Here is a 17,682-nt window from a genome sequence, read left to right on the forward strand (position 1 = left end):
GAGATTCGAACCCCTGACCCCAAGCGTGTAAACCAAGTGCTATGAACCTACGGAGCTAAGAGACGTCTCATCAAATTTTGATGAGACTTTCGGTGGGCGCGAAGGGATTCGAACCCCTGACCCCTTGGGTGTAAACCAAGTGCTCTGAACCAACTGAGCTACGCGCCCTAAAACAATATATTTAACTTTAACTAATAATCTATGTGGGCGCGAAGGGATTCGAACCCCTGACCCCTTGGGTGTAAACCAAGTGCTCTGAACCAACTGAGCTACGCGCCCTAAAACAATATATTTAACTTTAACTAATAATCTATGTGGGCGCGAAGGGATTCGAACCCCTGACCCCTTGGGTGTAAACCAAGTGCTCTGAACCAACTGAGCTACGCGCCCTAATGCAATTAACCTTTTAAGCTTTTGGTGGGCGCGAAGGGATTCGAACCCCTGACCCCTTGGGTGTAAACCAAGTGCTCTGAACCAACTGAGCTACGCGCCCTATAAGCTAATTGCGGGTGCAAATATATAACACTTATTTAATATAGCAATGCTTTTTTCAGGTTTTTTTGACTTTTTTTTCATAAAACTTCGGCAACAACAAAGGTACTTCCTCCAATATAGATACCATCTTTATCATTTGCATTTAATTTTGCTTGTTCAAAAGCCTGATTTACAGAATTAAAAGATTCTCCTATTAAATTAAATTGCTTCGCTTGTTCTTTTAAAATTTCTTCGGATAATCCTCTTGGAATATTTGGTTTACAGAAATAATAAATTGCTTTTTTAGGAAACATTGGCAAAATAGCCGCCAAATCTTTATCAGCAACAACTCCTAAAACAATATGTAATTTCTCAAATTTCTCGTTTTCTACTTCTTTTTTTAATTGATTTAAAGTGTACGTTAATCCTTCTTTATTATGTGCGGTGTCGCAAATAATTTTTGGATTTTCTTGTAAAATTTGCCAACGTCCTTTTAAATTGGTGTTTTCGACTACTTTTAAAAATCCATTTTTGATATTTTCATCAGAAACAACAAACCCCTCTAATTGCTGTATTGCTTTCACCGCTGTTTTTGTATTTTTAGCTTGATAATCGCCTAATAAATCGGTTTTATAGGTAGTTAATTCATCCGAAGCAAATACTATTTTTGCCTTACAAGAAAGGGCTTTTTCTAAAAAAATATGCTCAACATCTTGTTGTCGTTCGCCAATAACAACAGGTATATTTTCTTTTATAATTCCTGCTTTTTCGAAAGCTATTTCGGGTAATGTTTCGCCTAAAAATTGCGTATGATCTAATCCTATATTTGTAATTACAGCAACTTCTGGCGTAATAATATTGGTAGAATCTAATCTCCCTCCTAAACCGACTTCAATAATAGCGATATCGACTTTTTGTTTAGCAAAATAATCAAAAGCCATTCCTACGGTCATTTCAAAAAACGACAATTTTTGAGCTTCTAAAAAGCTTTTATTTTCAGCTACAAATTCGATAACATTTCCCGTTGGAATTTCTTGTCCATTAATTCGAATCCGTTCTGTAAAATTTTTTAAATGTGGCGATGTGTATAAACCAACTTTATAGCCTGCTTCTTGTAAAACACTAGCAATCATATGGCTTGTAGAACCTTTTCCATTGGTTCCGCCTACGTGAATTGTTTTAAATTTTCTTTCAGGATTTTTTAATTCATTACTTAATGCAATGCTGTTTGTTAGGTCTTTTTTAAAGGCTGTTTTTCCTTCTCGTTGATACATTGGCAACTGAGAAAATAGCCAATCTAAGGTTTGTTGATAGGTCATTTATATTTTGTGAAATATTTTAAAACTGCTATTTATTATTGTGACAAAGAGAATTTGTAGATAATTGTTCCTCGTTGTTTTTGGGGTGCATTTTGATCAGCATTCCATTTGGTTTTTAAGGCGGCTTGTTTGGCTGCTTTTTCTAGGCAAGGAGCGGAACTTGTACTTCCTTTTAAACCACCTGTTTGTGCTTTAATAACTTTTCCATTTTGATCTACTTCAATGCTCACTACAATTGTTCCTTCTTCTTGGCAATCTGGTTTTTTAATTGGTTTTGAAAGGGCTTTACGTCCTGCTAAATTATAATTACCGCCAGAACCGCTTCCTGAATTTCCGTAATATTTACTTGAATTTGGATCGCCATTTTTGTTTCCTTTTGTTCCTGATTGTGTATCATCTCCTTCCCCTTTTGCTTTAGCATTTTTAGAAGTTCCGCCAAGCAAACTATTTAAAGCATCGGTGGTTTGTTTTGATGGTTTTGGAGTTATTTTTTTAACGTCTTTCTTGTTTTCTTTCTTGTTTTCTTTCTTATTTTCTTTTTGATTCGTTTTTTTTGCCGTCTTTTTTTGAGGTGTTTTAGTCGTTTTTTCTGCTGATAATTTTTCTTTTTCTACTGATTTATCAACAGTGGGAACATCTTTTTTGGTCTGATCGGTTATAATATCATCCGTAATAATTTCATCGGAAGCCTCCATTATTTCTTGCAAATCTTCTTCTACTTCTTGAAGATCTTCTTCAAAATCTTCTTGAATTTCATCTTCAATTTCTTGTTCGGATTGTGCTGTTGTTTCCGATTTTGTATTTTCCACAGGTTCGCCACTTCCAACCTCAGCATCCCCAAAATTAATCGCCAGTCCATATTCAATTGGAGGATCTAAATACTTCATTCCGAAATTAAAAATCCCAAAAAGTAAAAGCATCAAAATAAGGGCTGTAATAATTGCTGATTTTCGTTTATGTGCTGTTTCCAATATCTTCATTACTTTGCTTTTACCGCCAAAATCATCTTCAATTTATTTCTATTAGCGATGTCAATTACATTCATCACATTTTTATAAGGTACATTTTGATCACCTCTAATCACTAATGTTTTCTTTTTATCCGTACCCATTTTTTCTAGAATTCTTCTTTCTAAATTATCGGCACTTACTTTTGTTTTATCAATATAAAAAGAAGAATTTTCGGTTATCGTAACGGCTACGGCAGTATTATTTTCGGTTTTCCCTCCTGCTTTTGGCAATAAAACATCAATCGCATTTACGGTAACTAAGGTTGATGTTAGCATGAAAAATATCAACAATAAAAAAACAATATCCGTCATTGACGACATATTAAAACTTGGATCAACTTTATTTCTTCCTTTTAAATTCATTATACAGGTTCATTTAATAGGTCTAAAAAATCTACTGATATTGCTTCCATTTGATACACTACTTTATCGGTACGAACCACCAAATGATTGTAGGTTATATACGATATAATTCCAACAATTAAACCCGCAACCGTTGTTGTCATGGCAGTATATAATCCATCAGACAATAATTTTATATCGATTTGTCCACCAGAATTTGCTATTTCATGAATGGCAATAATCATTCCAATTACCGTTCCTAGAAAACCAATCATAGGAGCAGCTCCTGCGATAGTGGCGATTACAGAAACATTTTTTTCGAGTTGATAGACTTCCAATTTCCCTGCATTTTCAATCGCTTTATTGATATCTTCTAATGGTTTTCCGATTCTCGAAATTCCTTTTCCGATTAATCGTGCTGTGGGTGAATTGGTTGTTTCACATAATTCTTTGGCACTTTCTAAATTTCCACTTGTAACAAAATCTCTAATTTCGTTCATAAAATTTTTGTCCACTTTTGATGCTTCTTTAATGGCAAAAAAACGTTCAAAATAAATATATAATGCCACGGCTAAAAGCACAAATAAGATGGCAATAATAATTTGACCACCTACTCCACCGTCTTTAATCAATTGAATTATTGATAATGTTTTTTCTTTTGATACCTCGTTTATCAAACCTGTATCATCTTGAATGTATCCTAACATGCACGTAATTTTATTTTATAAATACTAAAAAAATCCTGAATATAAATTCAGGATTTAAAAATACACTATTTTTTTTTATTAATTTAAGATAATAATAGCTTTACCATAATATAGCCTAATCCTCCTAAAACAATGGTATAAGGAAATGCCATTTTCACCATTTTACCGTACGATAAATTAATTAACGGGGCTAAAGATGATGTTAATAAGAACAAAAATGCTGCTTGTCCGTTAGGTGTTGCAACACTTGGTAAATTAGTACCTGTATTAATTGCGATAGCTAATTTTTCAAAATGTTCTCTTGTTATATCTCCATTTTTAAAAGCCTGTTCTACCTCACCAATATAAACAGTTGCTACGAATACATTATCACTAATTGCTGATAAAAACCCGTTTGCTACATAAAATAATCCTGGTTGAGATGCTGGATCTTGACTTAATGCCCAGTGAATTATTGGACTAAATAAATGTTGATCGTGAATCATTGCTACTACGACAAAAAAGACTACTAATAATCCTGTAAAAGGCAATGCTTCTTCAAAAGCAGGTCCTAATTGATGTTCATCAATAATACCTGTAAATGCTGTTTGTACAATAATTAATGCTAACCCGATAAAACCAACAGGTGCAATATGTAACGCCAAACCTGCGATTAATAATAATGCAGATACTCCCTGAACAATTAAAGCATATTTTTCTTTATCTGTTCTTTTAGCGTCTTCTTCTTCGGTATATTTACTGATGATATTTGCCGCTACCGTTGGCAATTTATCTCCAAAACCAAACCAACCTGTTAATTCTAAAATAACCGTTGTTAGCATTCCTGCTGCTAAAACAGGTAACGTAATAGGTGCCATTTTTAAGAAAAACTGAACAAAATCCCAACCTAATCGTTCACCGATTAATAAATTTTGAGGCTCACCAACTAACGTACAAACTCCTCCAAGAGCTGTACCCACAACACCGTGCATAATTAAACTACGTAAAAAACCACGAAATTGATCTAATGTTTCACCACTTAATTCAACTCTATCTAAAACTCCATCATGATCATAATCTGCAGAACTCGAATGAATTTTATGATACACGCCATAAAAACCAACGGCAACACTAATTAATACCGCTGTTACTGTTAATGCATCTAAAAATGCTGATAAAACTGCTGATAAAAAAACAAATAATAATGATAACAATACTTTTGATTTTATTTTGGTAAAAACCTTACTAAAAATAAACATCAATAAAGGTTTCATAAAATAAATACCCGCCACCATGAATACTAAAAGCAACACTACTTCTAAATTCTGAGCGACTTCATGATAGGCATTTTTAGCTGTTGTCAATCCTAAAGCTACAGCTTGAATAGCTAACAAACCACCCGTTAAAAGTGGATAACACTTTAACGCCATCGCCAATGAAAAAATAAATTCGGCTATAAAAAGCCAGGCGGTTATTGTTTTTCCCAATACAAAGAAGGAAAACACGTTAAAAATTAAAAAACTAATCATGGTTATTTTAAACCACTTAGGGCTGTTCCCTAAAAAATATTTAAACATCATTTTTATTTATTATGCCTTTAAACCAACTCTTTTAAAGCGATTTCAAAAGCTGTTGAACAAATTTTTGTTTTTGAAGCACTTTTAGAAAAAGTTCTTTGTAGTGCTTTTTTTATGGTGTTTGAAGTATCGTTAAAGATAGCTTCATCTTGCATTGGCAATGTTATTTTAGCTTCCATTAAATAAGCAAAAACTCTTGCAATACCACAATTTGAAATAAAGTCTGGTAATAAACTTAGATGATTATCCGTATATTCCATAATAGGTCCGAAGAAAATTTCTTTATCAGCAAAAGGAACATTTGCTCCTGGCGATATTACCTCTAAACCTGTATCAATCATTTTTTGTACTTGCTCTTGAGATATTAATCTTGATGCTGCTGCTGGCACAAATATTTCAGCTGGTAAACTCCAGATTTTTTGATTAATTTCATCAAAAGGAATCATTTTATTAGAAACTAATTTATTTCCATCTTTAGCTAAAAATAATTCCGTCATTTCTTCCAAAGAAAATCCTTCTTCATTTATAACTCCGCCTTCTCTATCGATAATACCAACAACTTTAGCACCTAATTGTGTTAAATAATATGCTGCTGCTGAACCAACATTTCCAAACCCCTGAACGATTGCTCTTTTATCGATAATTGTTCCTCCGTAAATATTATAATAATGCTTAACTGCTTCGGCAACACCGTATCCTGTTAGCATATCTGCAACGGTATATTTCCTTGATAAATCAGGTGAAAATTGTTTATCTTCAATTACCTTAATTACGCCTTGACGTAATTGTCCTATTCTATTAATTTTATCAGCTTCAGTTGGCTTAAAATGTCCGTTAAAAATTCCTTCCTGCGGATGCCAAACACCACAACTCTCTGTAATAGGAATTACATCTTTATCTGCATCAACATTTAAATCACCTCCTGTACCATAATAATGTTTTAATAACGGCGTTACCGCTTTATACCAACGTTCTAAAACGCCTCTTTTTCTTGGATCGTTGGGGTCAAAATTAATTCCTGATTTTGCGCCACCAATTGCAGGTCCTGAAACTGTAAATTTCACTTCCATTGTTTTAGCCAAAGACAAAACTTCATTTTTATTTAAACCTTTACGCATTCTGGTTCCACCACCGGCAGCACCTCCTCTTAAAGAATTGATAACTGTCCAACCTTCGGCTGCTGTTTCTTGATCTCTCCAATGAAAAACGATTTCTGGTTCTTTGTTCTCGTATATTTTAAGTAATTCTTTCATCCTATAATATTTTAATAAATGTTCTTAATTACGTTTTTTAAAACGTTTTTACTTTCTTTTTCTGCAAATCGAATACTATCTGTAAAAAAGCTAAAGTTGATTCATTTATTTATTTTTTAATTATTATCAAAATAGATTAAAACATACTATCACAAACTTACTATAAAAAAGTGATAGCTGAAATTTTTTAAATTAAAAAACGCCAACTATTTGTTAAAAATAACACCCGAAGAATGATCTTTTTTTGCTCCTGTAACACTTTCTAAGCAATTCACTTGATTTTCAGAACGTAAGAGTCCTAAAAAAGCAAAAATCAACGCTTCTTTATAATTAATAAGTCCTTTTGATGGTATTTCAATTTTTTGTTCTGCATAAAATTCAATTCTGTTTATTAAGAAATCGTTAAAAACACCACCGCCTGTTATTAAAACAGCGTCATTTTTATGGATTATTTTACCAATTTGAATCGCTGAATGTTCAATAAAAGTTCGTAAAATAATAGGAATATTTTTTTCTGATGCGTCAATTAATGGAAAAATAATTTCTTGAACCCATTCTAAACCCAATGATTTTGGTGCCGATTTTTTATAAAAATCTAAGGCGTTTAATTTCCCCAATAATTCTTCATTTATTTTTGATGATTTTGCTATTTGTCCTTTATCATCATACGGAAAACCTAATTTTTGTACATAATGATTCAAAACAATATTTACAGGACAAATATCAAAAGCAATTCGTTGTGCTTTTTCTTGATAAGAAACATTCGCAAAACCACCAAGATTTACACAAAAATCATACTGCGAAAATAATAGTTCATCACCAATCGGAACAAGTGGCGCGCCTTGACCGCCCAACGCAACATCTTGAGTTCTAAAATCGCAAATTACTTTTTGCTTGGTTTTTTCTGATATAATTTTTCCATGACCAATTTGAAGCGTAATTCCTTTATCGGGTTGATGCAAAATTGTATGTCCGTGCGAGGCGATAAAATCAATATAATTAATGTTATTTTTTTTGATAAATACATTAATTTCTTCTGATAATAAAACCGCATACTCAATATCTAATTCAAGTAAAGCTTCTTTTGAAAAAGAAATAGCTGTTTGTAATTTACGTTTCCAAACATCCGTATAAGAAATAGTTGCAGCAGATAAAATATTAAAATTCTTATAATTTTTTTTATCAAACTGAACATATACCAAATCAATTCCATCTAATGATGTGCCAGACATCAATCCTATTATAAAATAAAAATCATCATTCATATCTGTAAAAATAATAAAACACTGCTAAAAATATGCTATTAAAAAAGTATCTTTGGTTGAATTTTTTACGAATTTAACAATTATTAAATTATCAGAAATTATGGATTTTAGTTTAACAGAAGAACATATCATGATTCGTGATGCAGCGCGCGATTTTGCTCAAACCGAATTATTACCAGGCGTAATTGAAAGAGATAACAAGCAAGAATTTCCACAAGAATTAGTCCGAAAAATGGGTAATCTTGGTTTTATGGGAATTATGGTGCATCCAAAATATGGCGGAAGTGGTATGGACACTATTTCGTATGTATTAATTATGGAGGAGTTATCTAAAATTGATGCGTCGGCATCGGTAATGGTTTCTGTAAATAATTCGTTAGTTTGTTACGGTTTAGAAGCTTTTGGAACGGAAGAGCAAAAACAAAAATACTTAACAAAATTAGCTACTGGCGAACAAATCGGAGCGTTTTGTTTGAGTGAACCAGAGGCAGGTTCTGACGCAACATCACAAGCAACCACTGCCGAAGAAAAAGACGATCATTATCTAATCAACGGAACAAAAAACTGGATTACAAACGGTGGGCGTGCCGATGTTTATTTGGTTATCGCACAAACAGATCGCAGTAAAAAACACAAAGGAATCAATGCTTTTATCGTTGAAAAAGGAACAGAAGGTTTTCATATTGGTCCTAAAGAAGATAAATTAGGAATCCGTGGTTCAGATACGCATACGTTGCAGTTTAACAACGTAAAAGTTCCCAAAGAAAATAGAATTGGTGAAGATGGTTTTGGCTTTAAATTCGCTATGAAAACCTTAGCTGGAGGAAGAATCGGAATTGCGGCACAGGCTTTAGGAATTGCTTCTGGAGCATACGAATTGGCGTTGAAATATTCAAAAGAACGTAAAACTTTTGGTACAGAAATTTGCAATCATCAAGCAATTGCCTTTAAACTTGCCGATATGTACACCGAAATTGAAGCCGCAAGAATGTTAGTGATGAAAGCCGCTTGGGACAAAGACCAAGGAAATAATTATGACACTTCTGGCGCAATGGCAAAATTATACGCTTCAAAAGTGGCGATGGAACAATCGGTAGAAGCTGTGCAAATTCATGGAGGAAATGGTTTTGTAAAAGACTATCATGTAGAGCGTTTAATGCGTGATGCGAAAATTACTCAAATTTACGAAGGAACATCAGAAATTCAAAAAATAGTAATTTCAAGAAGTATTCTTAAAAATTAATTTTAAACCTAAAATAATAACATTCTTTACTGTAAATCTTTATCGTAAATTATAGTAAATTTGCCACACAAAATAATTATCTATGCTAGTTGACAAAAAAAACTATGGTTATATCTCTGTACTTATCCCCGTATATAATGAGGAAGACAATGTAATTCCTTTAACAGAAGGTGTAATTAATGGTTTAAAAGGTTTTGATTATGAAATAATTTTTATTGATGATTTTTCTACGGATAACACCAAGAAAAACATCAACAGTATGAAAAACCCAAACGTAGTTCTTATTGAACTTCGTAAAAACTACGGGCAAAGTTTAGCGCTAGCCGCAGGTTTTGACTATGCAAAAGGTGATTATGTAGTTACTCTCGATGGCGATATGCAAAATGACCCTTCGGATATTCCGCAGATGATTGAAAAAGCACACAGTGAAGATTGGGATGTTGTTACGGGAATTAGAGCCAAAAGAAAAGACTCTATTTTTAAAACTTTTCCTTCAAAAATTGCGAACTTTTTAATTAGAAAAGCCACTCGTTTAGATTTAAAAGATCAAGGATGTGCGATTAAAGTTTTCAAGAAAGACATTGCTAAAAGTTTAAATTTATATGGTGAAATGCACCGTTTTATTAATTTATTAGCACATTTAAACGGCGCTAGAATTGCCCAAGTTCCTGTAAAACATCACGCTAGAATGCACGGTGTTTCAAAATACGGATTAGGTAGAACTATCAAAGTAATTAACGATATTGTCTTAATTATCTTCCAAAGAAAATACCTACAACGCCCGATTCATTTATTCGGTAATTTCGGATTATTTTTTATGTTTATCGGTTTAGGAATTAATTTTTACTTACTGATTTTAAAACTTTTAGGAGAAGATATTTGGGGACGACCTTTATTAATTGTTGGGGTAATTTTTGTGGTTATCAGTATTCAGTTTTTTACCGTTGGTATTATTGCCGATTTATTAATGAGAACTTATTACGAATCGCAAAATAAACGACCTTATACAATCCGAAAAATTCATATCAGTGAATAAAAAACTCTTTAAAACAATTGCAAAAATTGGTGTAAGTTGTTTGCTCTTATACTTTGTGTTTACAAAAATTGATTTTAATCAAATACTAGCTTTATATAAAAATTCAGATACTTTTTATCTTTTATTGTCAATTGTTTTATTTGTTTTTTCACAATTTATATCATCAATTCGATTAAATTATATTTTTCATCAAAATGATTTTTTATTAAACCATTCCAGCAATTTAAAACTTTATTTTGTTGGAATGTTTTATAATTTTTTCATTCCTGGAGGCGTTGGTGGCGATGCTTACAAAGTATTTATCTTACATAAACAGTTTGGATGGAAAGCCAAAGAGCTTACAAAATGTGTTTTTATTGATCGATTAATTGGTTTATTAGCTATTTTATTTTTATTGATATTGATGTCGAGTTATTTATTTTTCTCCAATTCATTCATTTTGATAGTTGGAATTATGGCTTCTTTATTGTCATTTTTCTTGGGGAAAATAATTTTAGCACGAATTTTCAAAAAAACAAACGACTATTATACGTATAGTTTTTTATATTCAATCGTAATTCAATTATTTCAATTAGGAACAATTATTAGTTTTATTCACGCTTTTAAACTGGAAGTTGCCAATATTTTGGGTTATTGTTTTACTTTTTTGATTTCTTCGGTACTTTCGGTGGTTTCGTTTGCGGGTTTTGGTGCGAGAGAATATGTTTTTTTAAAAGCTTCCACTTTTTTAGCAACCGATGAAGCAATTGCCATTAGCATCGGACTTTCTTTTAATATTATTACGGCATTAATTTCTTTAGTTGGCGTATTTTTTATTCTTTATAAACTTAGTTTGAAAACAATATCTTCAAAATAAAAAATCACTATATGAACTTTTTTTACGAACAAAAAAATAGTAAATATTTATATATTTTAATAGCGCTCGTTTATTTTGTAGGAATCTTCATTCCTTTAATGGCGAATGATTCTGCACAACATGCAACCATGGGAATGCGCATGTTTTTATCAGATAATTTTGCAGAATTATTAAAAGGAGAAAACCCGTATTTAGACAAACCTCACATGCACTTTTGGTTGGCGGGACTTTCATTTAAAATTTTCGGATTACACGAATGGGCATATCGAATTCCGTCTATATTGGCGACAATAATTGGCGCTTATTCCGTTTTTCAATTGACAAAAAAACTCTATGATAAAAGCGTAGCTCATTACGGTTCGTTGATTTTTTTAACAAGTCAATCTATTATTTTAGCAAATCATGATGTGCGTACAGATGCCGTTTTAACAGGCGCTACCATTTTTGCGATATGGCAATTATTTGAATATGTATCGACTAAAAAAACAGTAAATATTGTTTTAGGAGCAATTGCCATGGGAATTTCCTTTTCAACAAAAGGTTTTTACGGCGTTGCAATTATTCTCTTTTCACTTTTTAGTCATATTATATATACTAAAAATTACAAAGCACTTTTTTCGTATAAAATACTATTGGCTCTTTTAGTTTTCTTTTTGAGTATTACGCCTGTTTTATATGCGTATTATCTTCAATTTGGCTGGGAAGGTGTTGAATTTATTTTATGGAATCAAAATGTAAATAGAGCTACAGCAAAAGGTTTCAACCAAAGTAGCCCCGATTATTTTTTCTTTTTTCATTCCTTACTTTGGGTCTTTTTACCGTGGGCATTTTTAATGTATTACGGCATGTTTTATCAATTAAAAAAATGGATACAAAACAAGTGTAAAAACACTTCTGGAGTTGAATTTTTAACCATCGGAGGTGTTTTAATAACACTTCTTATCATCAGTTTTTCAAAATTCAAATTACCGCATTATTTAAATCCGTTATTGCCGTTATTGGCTATTTTTACCGCAGGAATTTTATACAATTTAAAAAAAGATACTCAACAAAAAACATTAAAAGTATTTGTAGGTATTCTTTATTTTATAGCATCATTAATTGTTATTATCAGTATTTTACTGTTATTTTTCACTTTTAACACACCAAGTATTTTAATCATATTGGTAAGTTTTATTTTATTATTATTTCTTTTATTGAGCATCTTCAAAAAGGAAGAATTTTCCAATAAAATAGTCATAAACTCGGTTTTATTGATGGTTTTTGTCAATTTTATACTGAATTCTTATTTTTATCCTGAATTATTACAATATCAGGGCGGTATCAAAATAGCTAAAATTATCAATGAAAATGATAGCATAAATTTAAACGATGTTTTTTTATATGAGGACGATTTTTGTTGGACATTAGATTTTTATACACAAAGAAACACACCTCATATTACCAAGCAAGAATTAAAAGCGTTGGATAAAGAAGTGTGGCTTGTGATTCGAAATGTTTCTTTAGAAACTATTCAAAAAGATGGTTTTATTATTGATGAAAAATACCAAGTAGATCACTTTAGAGTTACAAAGCTAAATTTAAAATTTTTAAATCCAAAGACAAGAAACTCAAAACTTAGCAATGTTTATTTACTGAAAATAAAACCTTCTTTAAATTAGAAACTGTTTAAATTTCATCTGAAAAAATATAGTGGCAAAAAATGACGGCAAGGGGTTAAAACCCCTTGCCATACTATTTTGATGTTACAAAAAATTTTGGAATAAAATTTAAACAAGCTCTTAGAAACCTTTATCTTAAATTTCTGAAATTAATTTTCAGCATCTAAATTTTTAAAGTCTAGTTTATGCAAATGTAATCCTGAAGCGGGCGCGATATTTTTAATAAATTCGATATCCGTTTCAGGATTTAAACTGTCTTTTATAAAATCTAAATCATATTCTCCTTTTCCTAAACTGTGCAATCCGCCCATAATTAAGCGAATTTGATTTCTTAAAAAACCTTCGCCCCTAACAATTAAAACAAAACTTTCCTTCGGGAAAAAAGAAGCTGTTAATTCCGTATTTTTTTCAATTCGACAATATTCAATTATTCTTTCAACCTTTGTTTCTTCGGATGGTTTTGTACAATAACGTTTAAAATTATGAAAACCTTCAAACAATTGAGCGCCTTCTTTCATTATTTCTAAATCTAACTGATCTCTAAAACGGGTTAAAAAAGGTGCGGCATACGGATGATTTTTTTCTCCATACGAAAAATAATAACGATATTCTTTTATCTTCGGATGCTGAATTATATTGAATTTTTTATCAATATTTTCAATTTTTAATGCCCGCATATCGCCAGGCGCATTGGCATTAAAATCAAGCATAAATTGCTCAAAATCTACATTTTCATCAATAAATAATTGAAAAGCAAAATGAGTTGCCGATACTCTTGCATCGGTTCTTCCAACGCCCAAACTTTTCAAACGGATTCCTTTAAAAATAAATTTTAATGTTTTATCTAAAAATAAATGCCCTGTTTTTAAATTCGGCTGTTTTTGCCAACCGTGAAAACGAAAACCTAAATATTGAATCGTAACTAAATACGTGTTTTTGTAATTCATTATTTTATTATTTCATTTTGTTATTGTTATTGTAATAAATCATACGATTGTTTTGCTATTTCTAATTCTTCATTGGTTGGAATTACCAATATTTTTACTTTGGATGTTTCTTTATGAATTTCTGTTAATTTTCTAGCTTTTACATCATTTTTTTGTTCATCTAATTCGATGCCAAAATATTCCAAATCGGTACAGGCTAATTTTCTAATAATCACCGAATTTTCGCCAATTCCTGCGGTAAAAACAATCGCATCAACGCCATTCATCACCGCAATATAAGAACCAATATATTTTTTAATTCGATACGCATTCATATCCAACGCCAACTGGCAATTTTTATCGCCTTTTTCTGCCGCTTCTTCAATATCACGCAAATCGCTCAAACCTGTTAAACCTAACATTCCGCTTTCCTTTTGCAACATATCGCTTACATGTTTCGCGTCATAACCTAAATTATGTATCAGATAAAAAATTAACGAATGGTCAATATCGCCCGAACGAGATCCCATAATTAAACCTGTAACAGGGCTAAACCCTAAACTATGGTCGATACTAATGCCGTTTTCGATAGCCGTAATACTACAGCCATTTCCTAAATGAATGGTTATAATTTTAGATTTATCTTGTTGTAAATAGTTGTTTTTATGTAAATATTCGATGGCTTTTTCAGAAACATATTTATGACTTGTTCCATGAAAACCGTATAATCGAATTTTATTTTCTGTTAAAAATTTATTTGGAATCGCAAATTTATACGCTTTTATCGGGATCGTTTGATGAAATGCCGTATCGAAAGAAGCAACTTGAATTGCCTCTTTAAAAATAGTTTCGGCAACTTTGATGCCTTCTAAATTTGCAGGATTATGAAGCGGCGCTAATGAGAATAAATCTTCAATTTTCTTTTTAACTTCGGAAGTTGCTACGGCTGTTTTTTTGAAGGAATCGCCACCGTGAACCACTCTATGTGCCACTACATTTATTTCATTTGTTGAAGTAATTACGCCTATTTTTTCATCTAATAATAAGTTTACTACTTTTTGTAATCCTTCTTTATGATTTTTAATTTCAAGAACTTCTTTACTTTTATTTTCTTCGGATTTATAGTGAACTACACTTTTTTCCAAGCCAATTCTTTCAATTAAACCTACACAAATCACTTTTTGGGTTGGCATTTCAATTAATTGATATTTTATAGAAGAACTACCCGAATTTATAACTAATATTTTCATGTTTTTTATTGTCAAAATTTTATAAATCTTATGAATCTTGTGCTTGAATTGCGGTTAAAATGATGGTATTAAAAATATCATCTACCGTACATCCTCTACTTAAATCGTTCACAGGTTTATTTAATCCTTGCAACATTGGACCAATTGCTAAGGCTCCTGTTTCTCTTTGCACCGCTTTATACGTATTATTTCCCGTATTCAAATCAGGGAAAATTAACACATTTGCCTGTCCTGCAACTTTTGAATTTGGCATTTTCTTTTTTCCGATAGATGGATCAACAGCTGCATCATATTGAATAGGACCTTCTACTTTTAAATCGGGTCTTTTTTGTTTGATAATTTCCGTAGCTTTTCGAACAGTATCTACATCTTCTCCTTTTCCTGAAGCTCCTGAAGAATAAGACAACATCGCTATTTTAGGATCAATTCCAAAAGCAATGCTCGAATCTGCGGATGAAATTGCAATTTCTGCTAATTGTTCCGCTGTCGGATTCGGATTAATTGCACAATCACCAAAAATAGAAACTCTATCTTCTAAACACATAAAAAATATTGATGAAACTACCGAATATCCAGGTTTTGTTTTGATGAACTGTAACGCAGGTTTTATAGTGTGTTGCGTGGTGTGTGCCGCACCTGAAACCATTCCATCAGCCAAGCCTTTATAAACCATCATCGTTCCAAAATAAGAAACATCTGCCATTAAATCTTCCGCCATCGCAGGGCTTAATCCTTTGTGTTTTCTTAACTCGTATAAAGTATTTGAAAAATCAGCAAAATAATCAGATTCAATAGGATTTATTATTTGAATTTCATCAAAATCAAAAGAAATATTTAAACGTTTTACCGCCGCTTTTATAAGCACTTTTTTTCCTAAAATAGTTAATTTAACAACCCCTATTTTTTGAAGTTGTGAAGCTGCGATTAAAATTCTGTCGTCATTTCCTTCAGGTAAAACGATATGTTTTTTTACTTCTTTGGCTCTTTTCAACAAATTATACTGAAACATTATTGGCGTAAGAATGGCTGTTTTTTTATACGTTCTTAACTTTTCGGTTAATGTTTCGATATCAACAAAAGTTTCAAAAATATTGATAGACATTTTTATTTTATCAATATTTTCGGCATAAATATGTGCTCTTACATTCCCTAATTTTGTAGTAACGGCAAAAGTTCCTTCTTTTACCCATAGAATGGGTACGGTTTTTTCGAGTCCTTTAATTAGCTTAATAATTGATGAATTTAACTCAATTCCACCTGTTAAAACAATCCCCGAAATAGCAGGATAATTTGTTGAAATATTTGCCTGTAGAGTTCCTAATAAAATATCTGCTCTATCAGAGGGTGTTACAACGACGCAATCTGCTGTTAAGTGATGTAAATAATTTGCTAATTGTGCTGCTCCTACTTTTATATCTCCAGTAGTATTATTTAGGAATTTTTCTCCAAAAAGAATTTTAGCATTAATCGCTTTTGAAAGTTCTTTAACCGTAGGATTGTTTAATTTTTTATTGATAGGAATTGCATTAATAGCAATATCTTTTGGTAAATTTTTTCCAACTTCTTTAATGATAACCTTACTATTTGAAGCTTCAATTTTATTGGCAACAACCGAAATTACTTTCACTTCTTTATTCACAAAAGAATCGTATGTTAATCGTAATCCTTGAATAAATTCATTTAATGTTTTGTTTAATCCTCCAGAAATTATAATAACAGGAATTCCAAGATTTTTAGCAATTAAGACATTTAAATCCATTTCAATAATTGCTCCATGGTCTGAAAAATCAGTTCCTTCTACAATTACGAAATCATTTTGTTCTTCTAAAACTTTATATTTTTCAATAATTTTACTGATAACTTCATCTTGTTTATCATCATTTAATTTTTGAATTAATTCAGATCTTGTAAAAGCATAGCAATCGTCATAATCACATTTTATATTAAAATAATTAAGAATGGTATTTATATGATTGTCTTTTTTTCCATTAGTAGGATTATCAATAATTGGCCTAAAATAGCCAACCTTAGGTTTTTTACGAAGTAATAATTGCATCAATCCTAAACTCAGCATAGATTTCCCTGAATTAGCTTCACTTGCGGCGATATAAACAGCTTTATTCATTTTTCTTATTTTTCACAAAATTAGTTTATATATTTAAATAATAAAGCCAGTTATCTAAATAAAGTATAAAAAGCTAATAGTATTTTATGTTTAATTTTATAATTATGGATATTTTTTATTAGAAGCTATTCCCGCTTTCCGCACTCGCTTTTTTTTAAAGAAAAATCAAAAAAAGAGCTCAAACAAAGCTTCAATCGGGGCTAAGTCTATTTATTGAGTTTCGGTAAATTCATAAATTAGTTTTTATTTATGAAATCCAGTCATTTCAAAGAATCTTTTTAACAGATAGGTAAACGTGTAGTAGTAATTATTAGTAGAGTCTGTTTTAAATTTTATCTGAAAAAAATATCAGAGAAAAATAAGAAATAGAATCCGTCAACCTAAATTTATTTCAGTTTTGCATTCTGATTTGACGTAGTTCTTCGTTTTTATACGATGCTAAAATAAATTCAGCATAACGTTTAGATATTAAAAAAGGGCTTTAATCATTTCAATTTAGCACAAAAAAAACCTCAATCTAGAAAGATTGAGGTTTTAAAAGAAAGGCAACGACCTACTCTCCCACCATTGGCAGTACCATCGGCGCAAATGGGCTTAACTTCTCTGTTCGGGATGGAAAGAGGTGAGCCCCATTGCGATAATCACCTTAAAATGTTTCAG

14 protein-coding genes, 4 tRNA genes and 1 rRNA gene are annotated in these 17,682 nt (G+C 31.4%); 4 read left to right on the forward strand and 15 right to left on the reverse strand.

What is annotated here, in order from left to right:
* Positions 1–93 precede the first annotated feature (93 nt).
* The 11 genes from L0U72_RS11265 to L0U72_RS11315 all read right to left on the reverse strand — a co-directional run bounded on the left by L0U72_RS11265 (position 94) and on the right by L0U72_RS11315 (position 7,925).
* A tRNA-Val gene (locus L0U72_RS11265) sits at positions 94–168 on the reverse strand.
* A gap of 36 nt (positions 169–204) precedes the next feature.
* Positions 205–279: transfer RNA gene (locus L0U72_RS11270), tRNA-Val, on the reverse strand.
* A 36-nt stretch (positions 280–315) separates the two neighbouring features.
* Positions 316–390 (reverse strand) — tRNA-Val (locus L0U72_RS11275).
* A gap of 25 nt (positions 391–415) precedes the next feature.
* Positions 416–493: transfer RNA gene (locus L0U72_RS11280), tRNA-Val, on the reverse strand.
* A 79-nt stretch (positions 494–572) separates the two neighbouring features.
* A complete protein-coding gene (locus L0U72_RS11285; protein ID WP_233899297.1) occupies positions 573–1,793 on the reverse strand; it encodes a bifunctional folylpolyglutamate synthase/dihydrofolate synthase in 1,221 nt (406 codons plus the stop codon).
* 35 nt (positions 1,794–1,828) lie between these two features.
* Positions 1,829–2,773 carry an energy transducer TonB family protein gene (locus tag L0U72_RS11290; protein WP_233899299.1) on the reverse strand — a complete coding sequence of 315 codons (945 nt, stop codon included), beginning with the start codon at positions 2,771–2,773 and terminating at the stop codon, positions 1,829–1,831.
* The gene (locus L0U72_RS11295) at positions 2,773–3,165 is read right to left on the reverse strand and encodes an ExbD/TolR family protein (RefSeq protein ID WP_101916799.1); all 393 of its coding nucleotides are present in this window, start codon (positions 3,163–3,165) and stop codon (positions 2,773–2,775) included. The genes L0U72_RS11290 and L0U72_RS11295 overlap by 1 nt, the downstream gene beginning before the upstream one ends.
* On the reverse strand, positions 3,165–3,851 hold the full coding sequence (locus L0U72_RS11300) for a MotA/TolQ/ExbB proton channel family protein (protein WP_233883734.1): 687 nt from the start codon (positions 3,849–3,851) through the stop codon (positions 3,165–3,167). The genes L0U72_RS11295 and L0U72_RS11300 overlap by 1 nt, the downstream gene beginning before the upstream one ends.
* A gap of 83 nt (positions 3,852–3,934) precedes the next feature.
* Positions 3,935–5,407 (reverse strand): sodium/proton antiporter NhaB, encoded by a 1,473-nt coding sequence (nhaB, locus tag L0U72_RS11305; protein ID WP_233897321.1) that lies wholly within the window; start codon positions 5,405–5,407, stop codon positions 3,935–3,937.
* A gap of 20 nt (positions 5,408–5,427) precedes the next feature.
* Entirely contained in the window at positions 5,428–6,660 is a 1,233-nt protein-coding gene (locus tag L0U72_RS11310; protein ID WP_233861319.1) for a Glu/Leu/Phe/Val dehydrogenase dimerization domain-containing protein, read from the reverse strand.
* Positions 6,661–6,866: 206 nt separating this feature from the next.
* The gene (locus tag L0U72_RS11315) at positions 6,867–7,925 is read right to left on the reverse strand and encodes an anhydro-N-acetylmuramic acid kinase (protein ID WP_233899301.1); all 1,059 of its coding nucleotides are present in this window, start codon (positions 7,923–7,925) and stop codon (positions 6,867–6,869) included.
* Positions 7,926–8,025: 100 nt separating this feature from the next.
* Between L0U72_RS11315 and L0U72_RS11320 the strand changes: the two genes are divergently transcribed.
* The 4 genes from L0U72_RS11320 (at position 8,026) to L0U72_RS11335 (ending at position 12,721) form a co-directional block, all read left to right on the forward strand.
* A complete protein-coding gene (locus L0U72_RS11320; protein WP_233883753.1) occupies positions 8,026–9,168 on the forward strand; it encodes an acyl-CoA dehydrogenase in 1,143 nt (380 codons plus the stop codon).
* A gap of 82 nt (positions 9,169–9,250) precedes the next feature.
* Positions 9,251–10,204 carry a glycosyltransferase family 2 protein gene (locus L0U72_RS11325; RefSeq protein WP_233897319.1) on the forward strand — a complete coding sequence of 318 codons (954 nt, stop codon included), beginning with the start codon at positions 9,251–9,253 and terminating at the stop codon, positions 10,202–10,204.
* Complete coding sequence (locus tag L0U72_RS11330; protein ID WP_193699695.1) at positions 10,197–11,060, forward strand: lysylphosphatidylglycerol synthase transmembrane domain-containing protein; 864 nt, start codon at positions 10,197–10,199, stop codon at positions 11,058–11,060. Before L0U72_RS11325 ends, L0U72_RS11330 begins: the two co-directional genes overlap by 8 nt.
* Positions 11,061–11,071: 11 nt before the next feature.
* Complete coding sequence (locus tag L0U72_RS11335; protein WP_233899303.1) at positions 11,072–12,721, forward strand: ArnT family glycosyltransferase; 1,650 nt, start codon at positions 11,072–11,074, stop codon at positions 12,719–12,721.
* Between the two features lie 149 nt (positions 12,722–12,870).
* Here L0U72_RS11335 and L0U72_RS11340 read toward each other — a convergent pair whose 3' ends face one another.
* The 4 genes from L0U72_RS11340 to rrf form a co-directional block, all read right to left on the reverse strand.
* Positions 12,871–13,668, reverse strand: a complete 798-nt coding sequence (locus tag L0U72_RS11340) for a tRNA pseudouridine synthase A (RefSeq protein ID WP_233899305.1) — start codon at positions 13,666–13,668, stop codon at positions 12,871–12,873.
* 26 nt (positions 13,669–13,694) lie between these two features.
* A complete protein-coding gene (locus tag L0U72_RS11345; RefSeq protein ID WP_233899307.1) occupies positions 13,695–14,897 on the reverse strand; it encodes an acetate/propionate family kinase in 1,203 nt (400 codons plus the stop codon).
* A 28-nt stretch (positions 14,898–14,925) separates the two neighbouring features.
* Complete coding sequence (gene pta / locus L0U72_RS11350; protein ID WP_233899309.1) at positions 14,926–17,022, reverse strand: phosphate acetyltransferase; 2,097 nt, start codon at positions 17,020–17,022, stop codon at positions 14,926–14,928.
* Positions 17,023–17,562: 540 nt separating this feature from the next.
* Positions 17,563–17,671, reverse strand: a 5S ribosomal RNA gene (gene rrf, locus L0U72_RS11355).
* Positions 17,672–17,682: the final 11 nt, after the last annotated feature.

The organism is Tenacibaculum piscium, assembly GCF_021390755.1.
GTDB lineage: Bacteria > Bacteroidota > Bacteroidia > Flavobacteriales > Flavobacteriaceae > Polaribacter > Polaribacter piscius.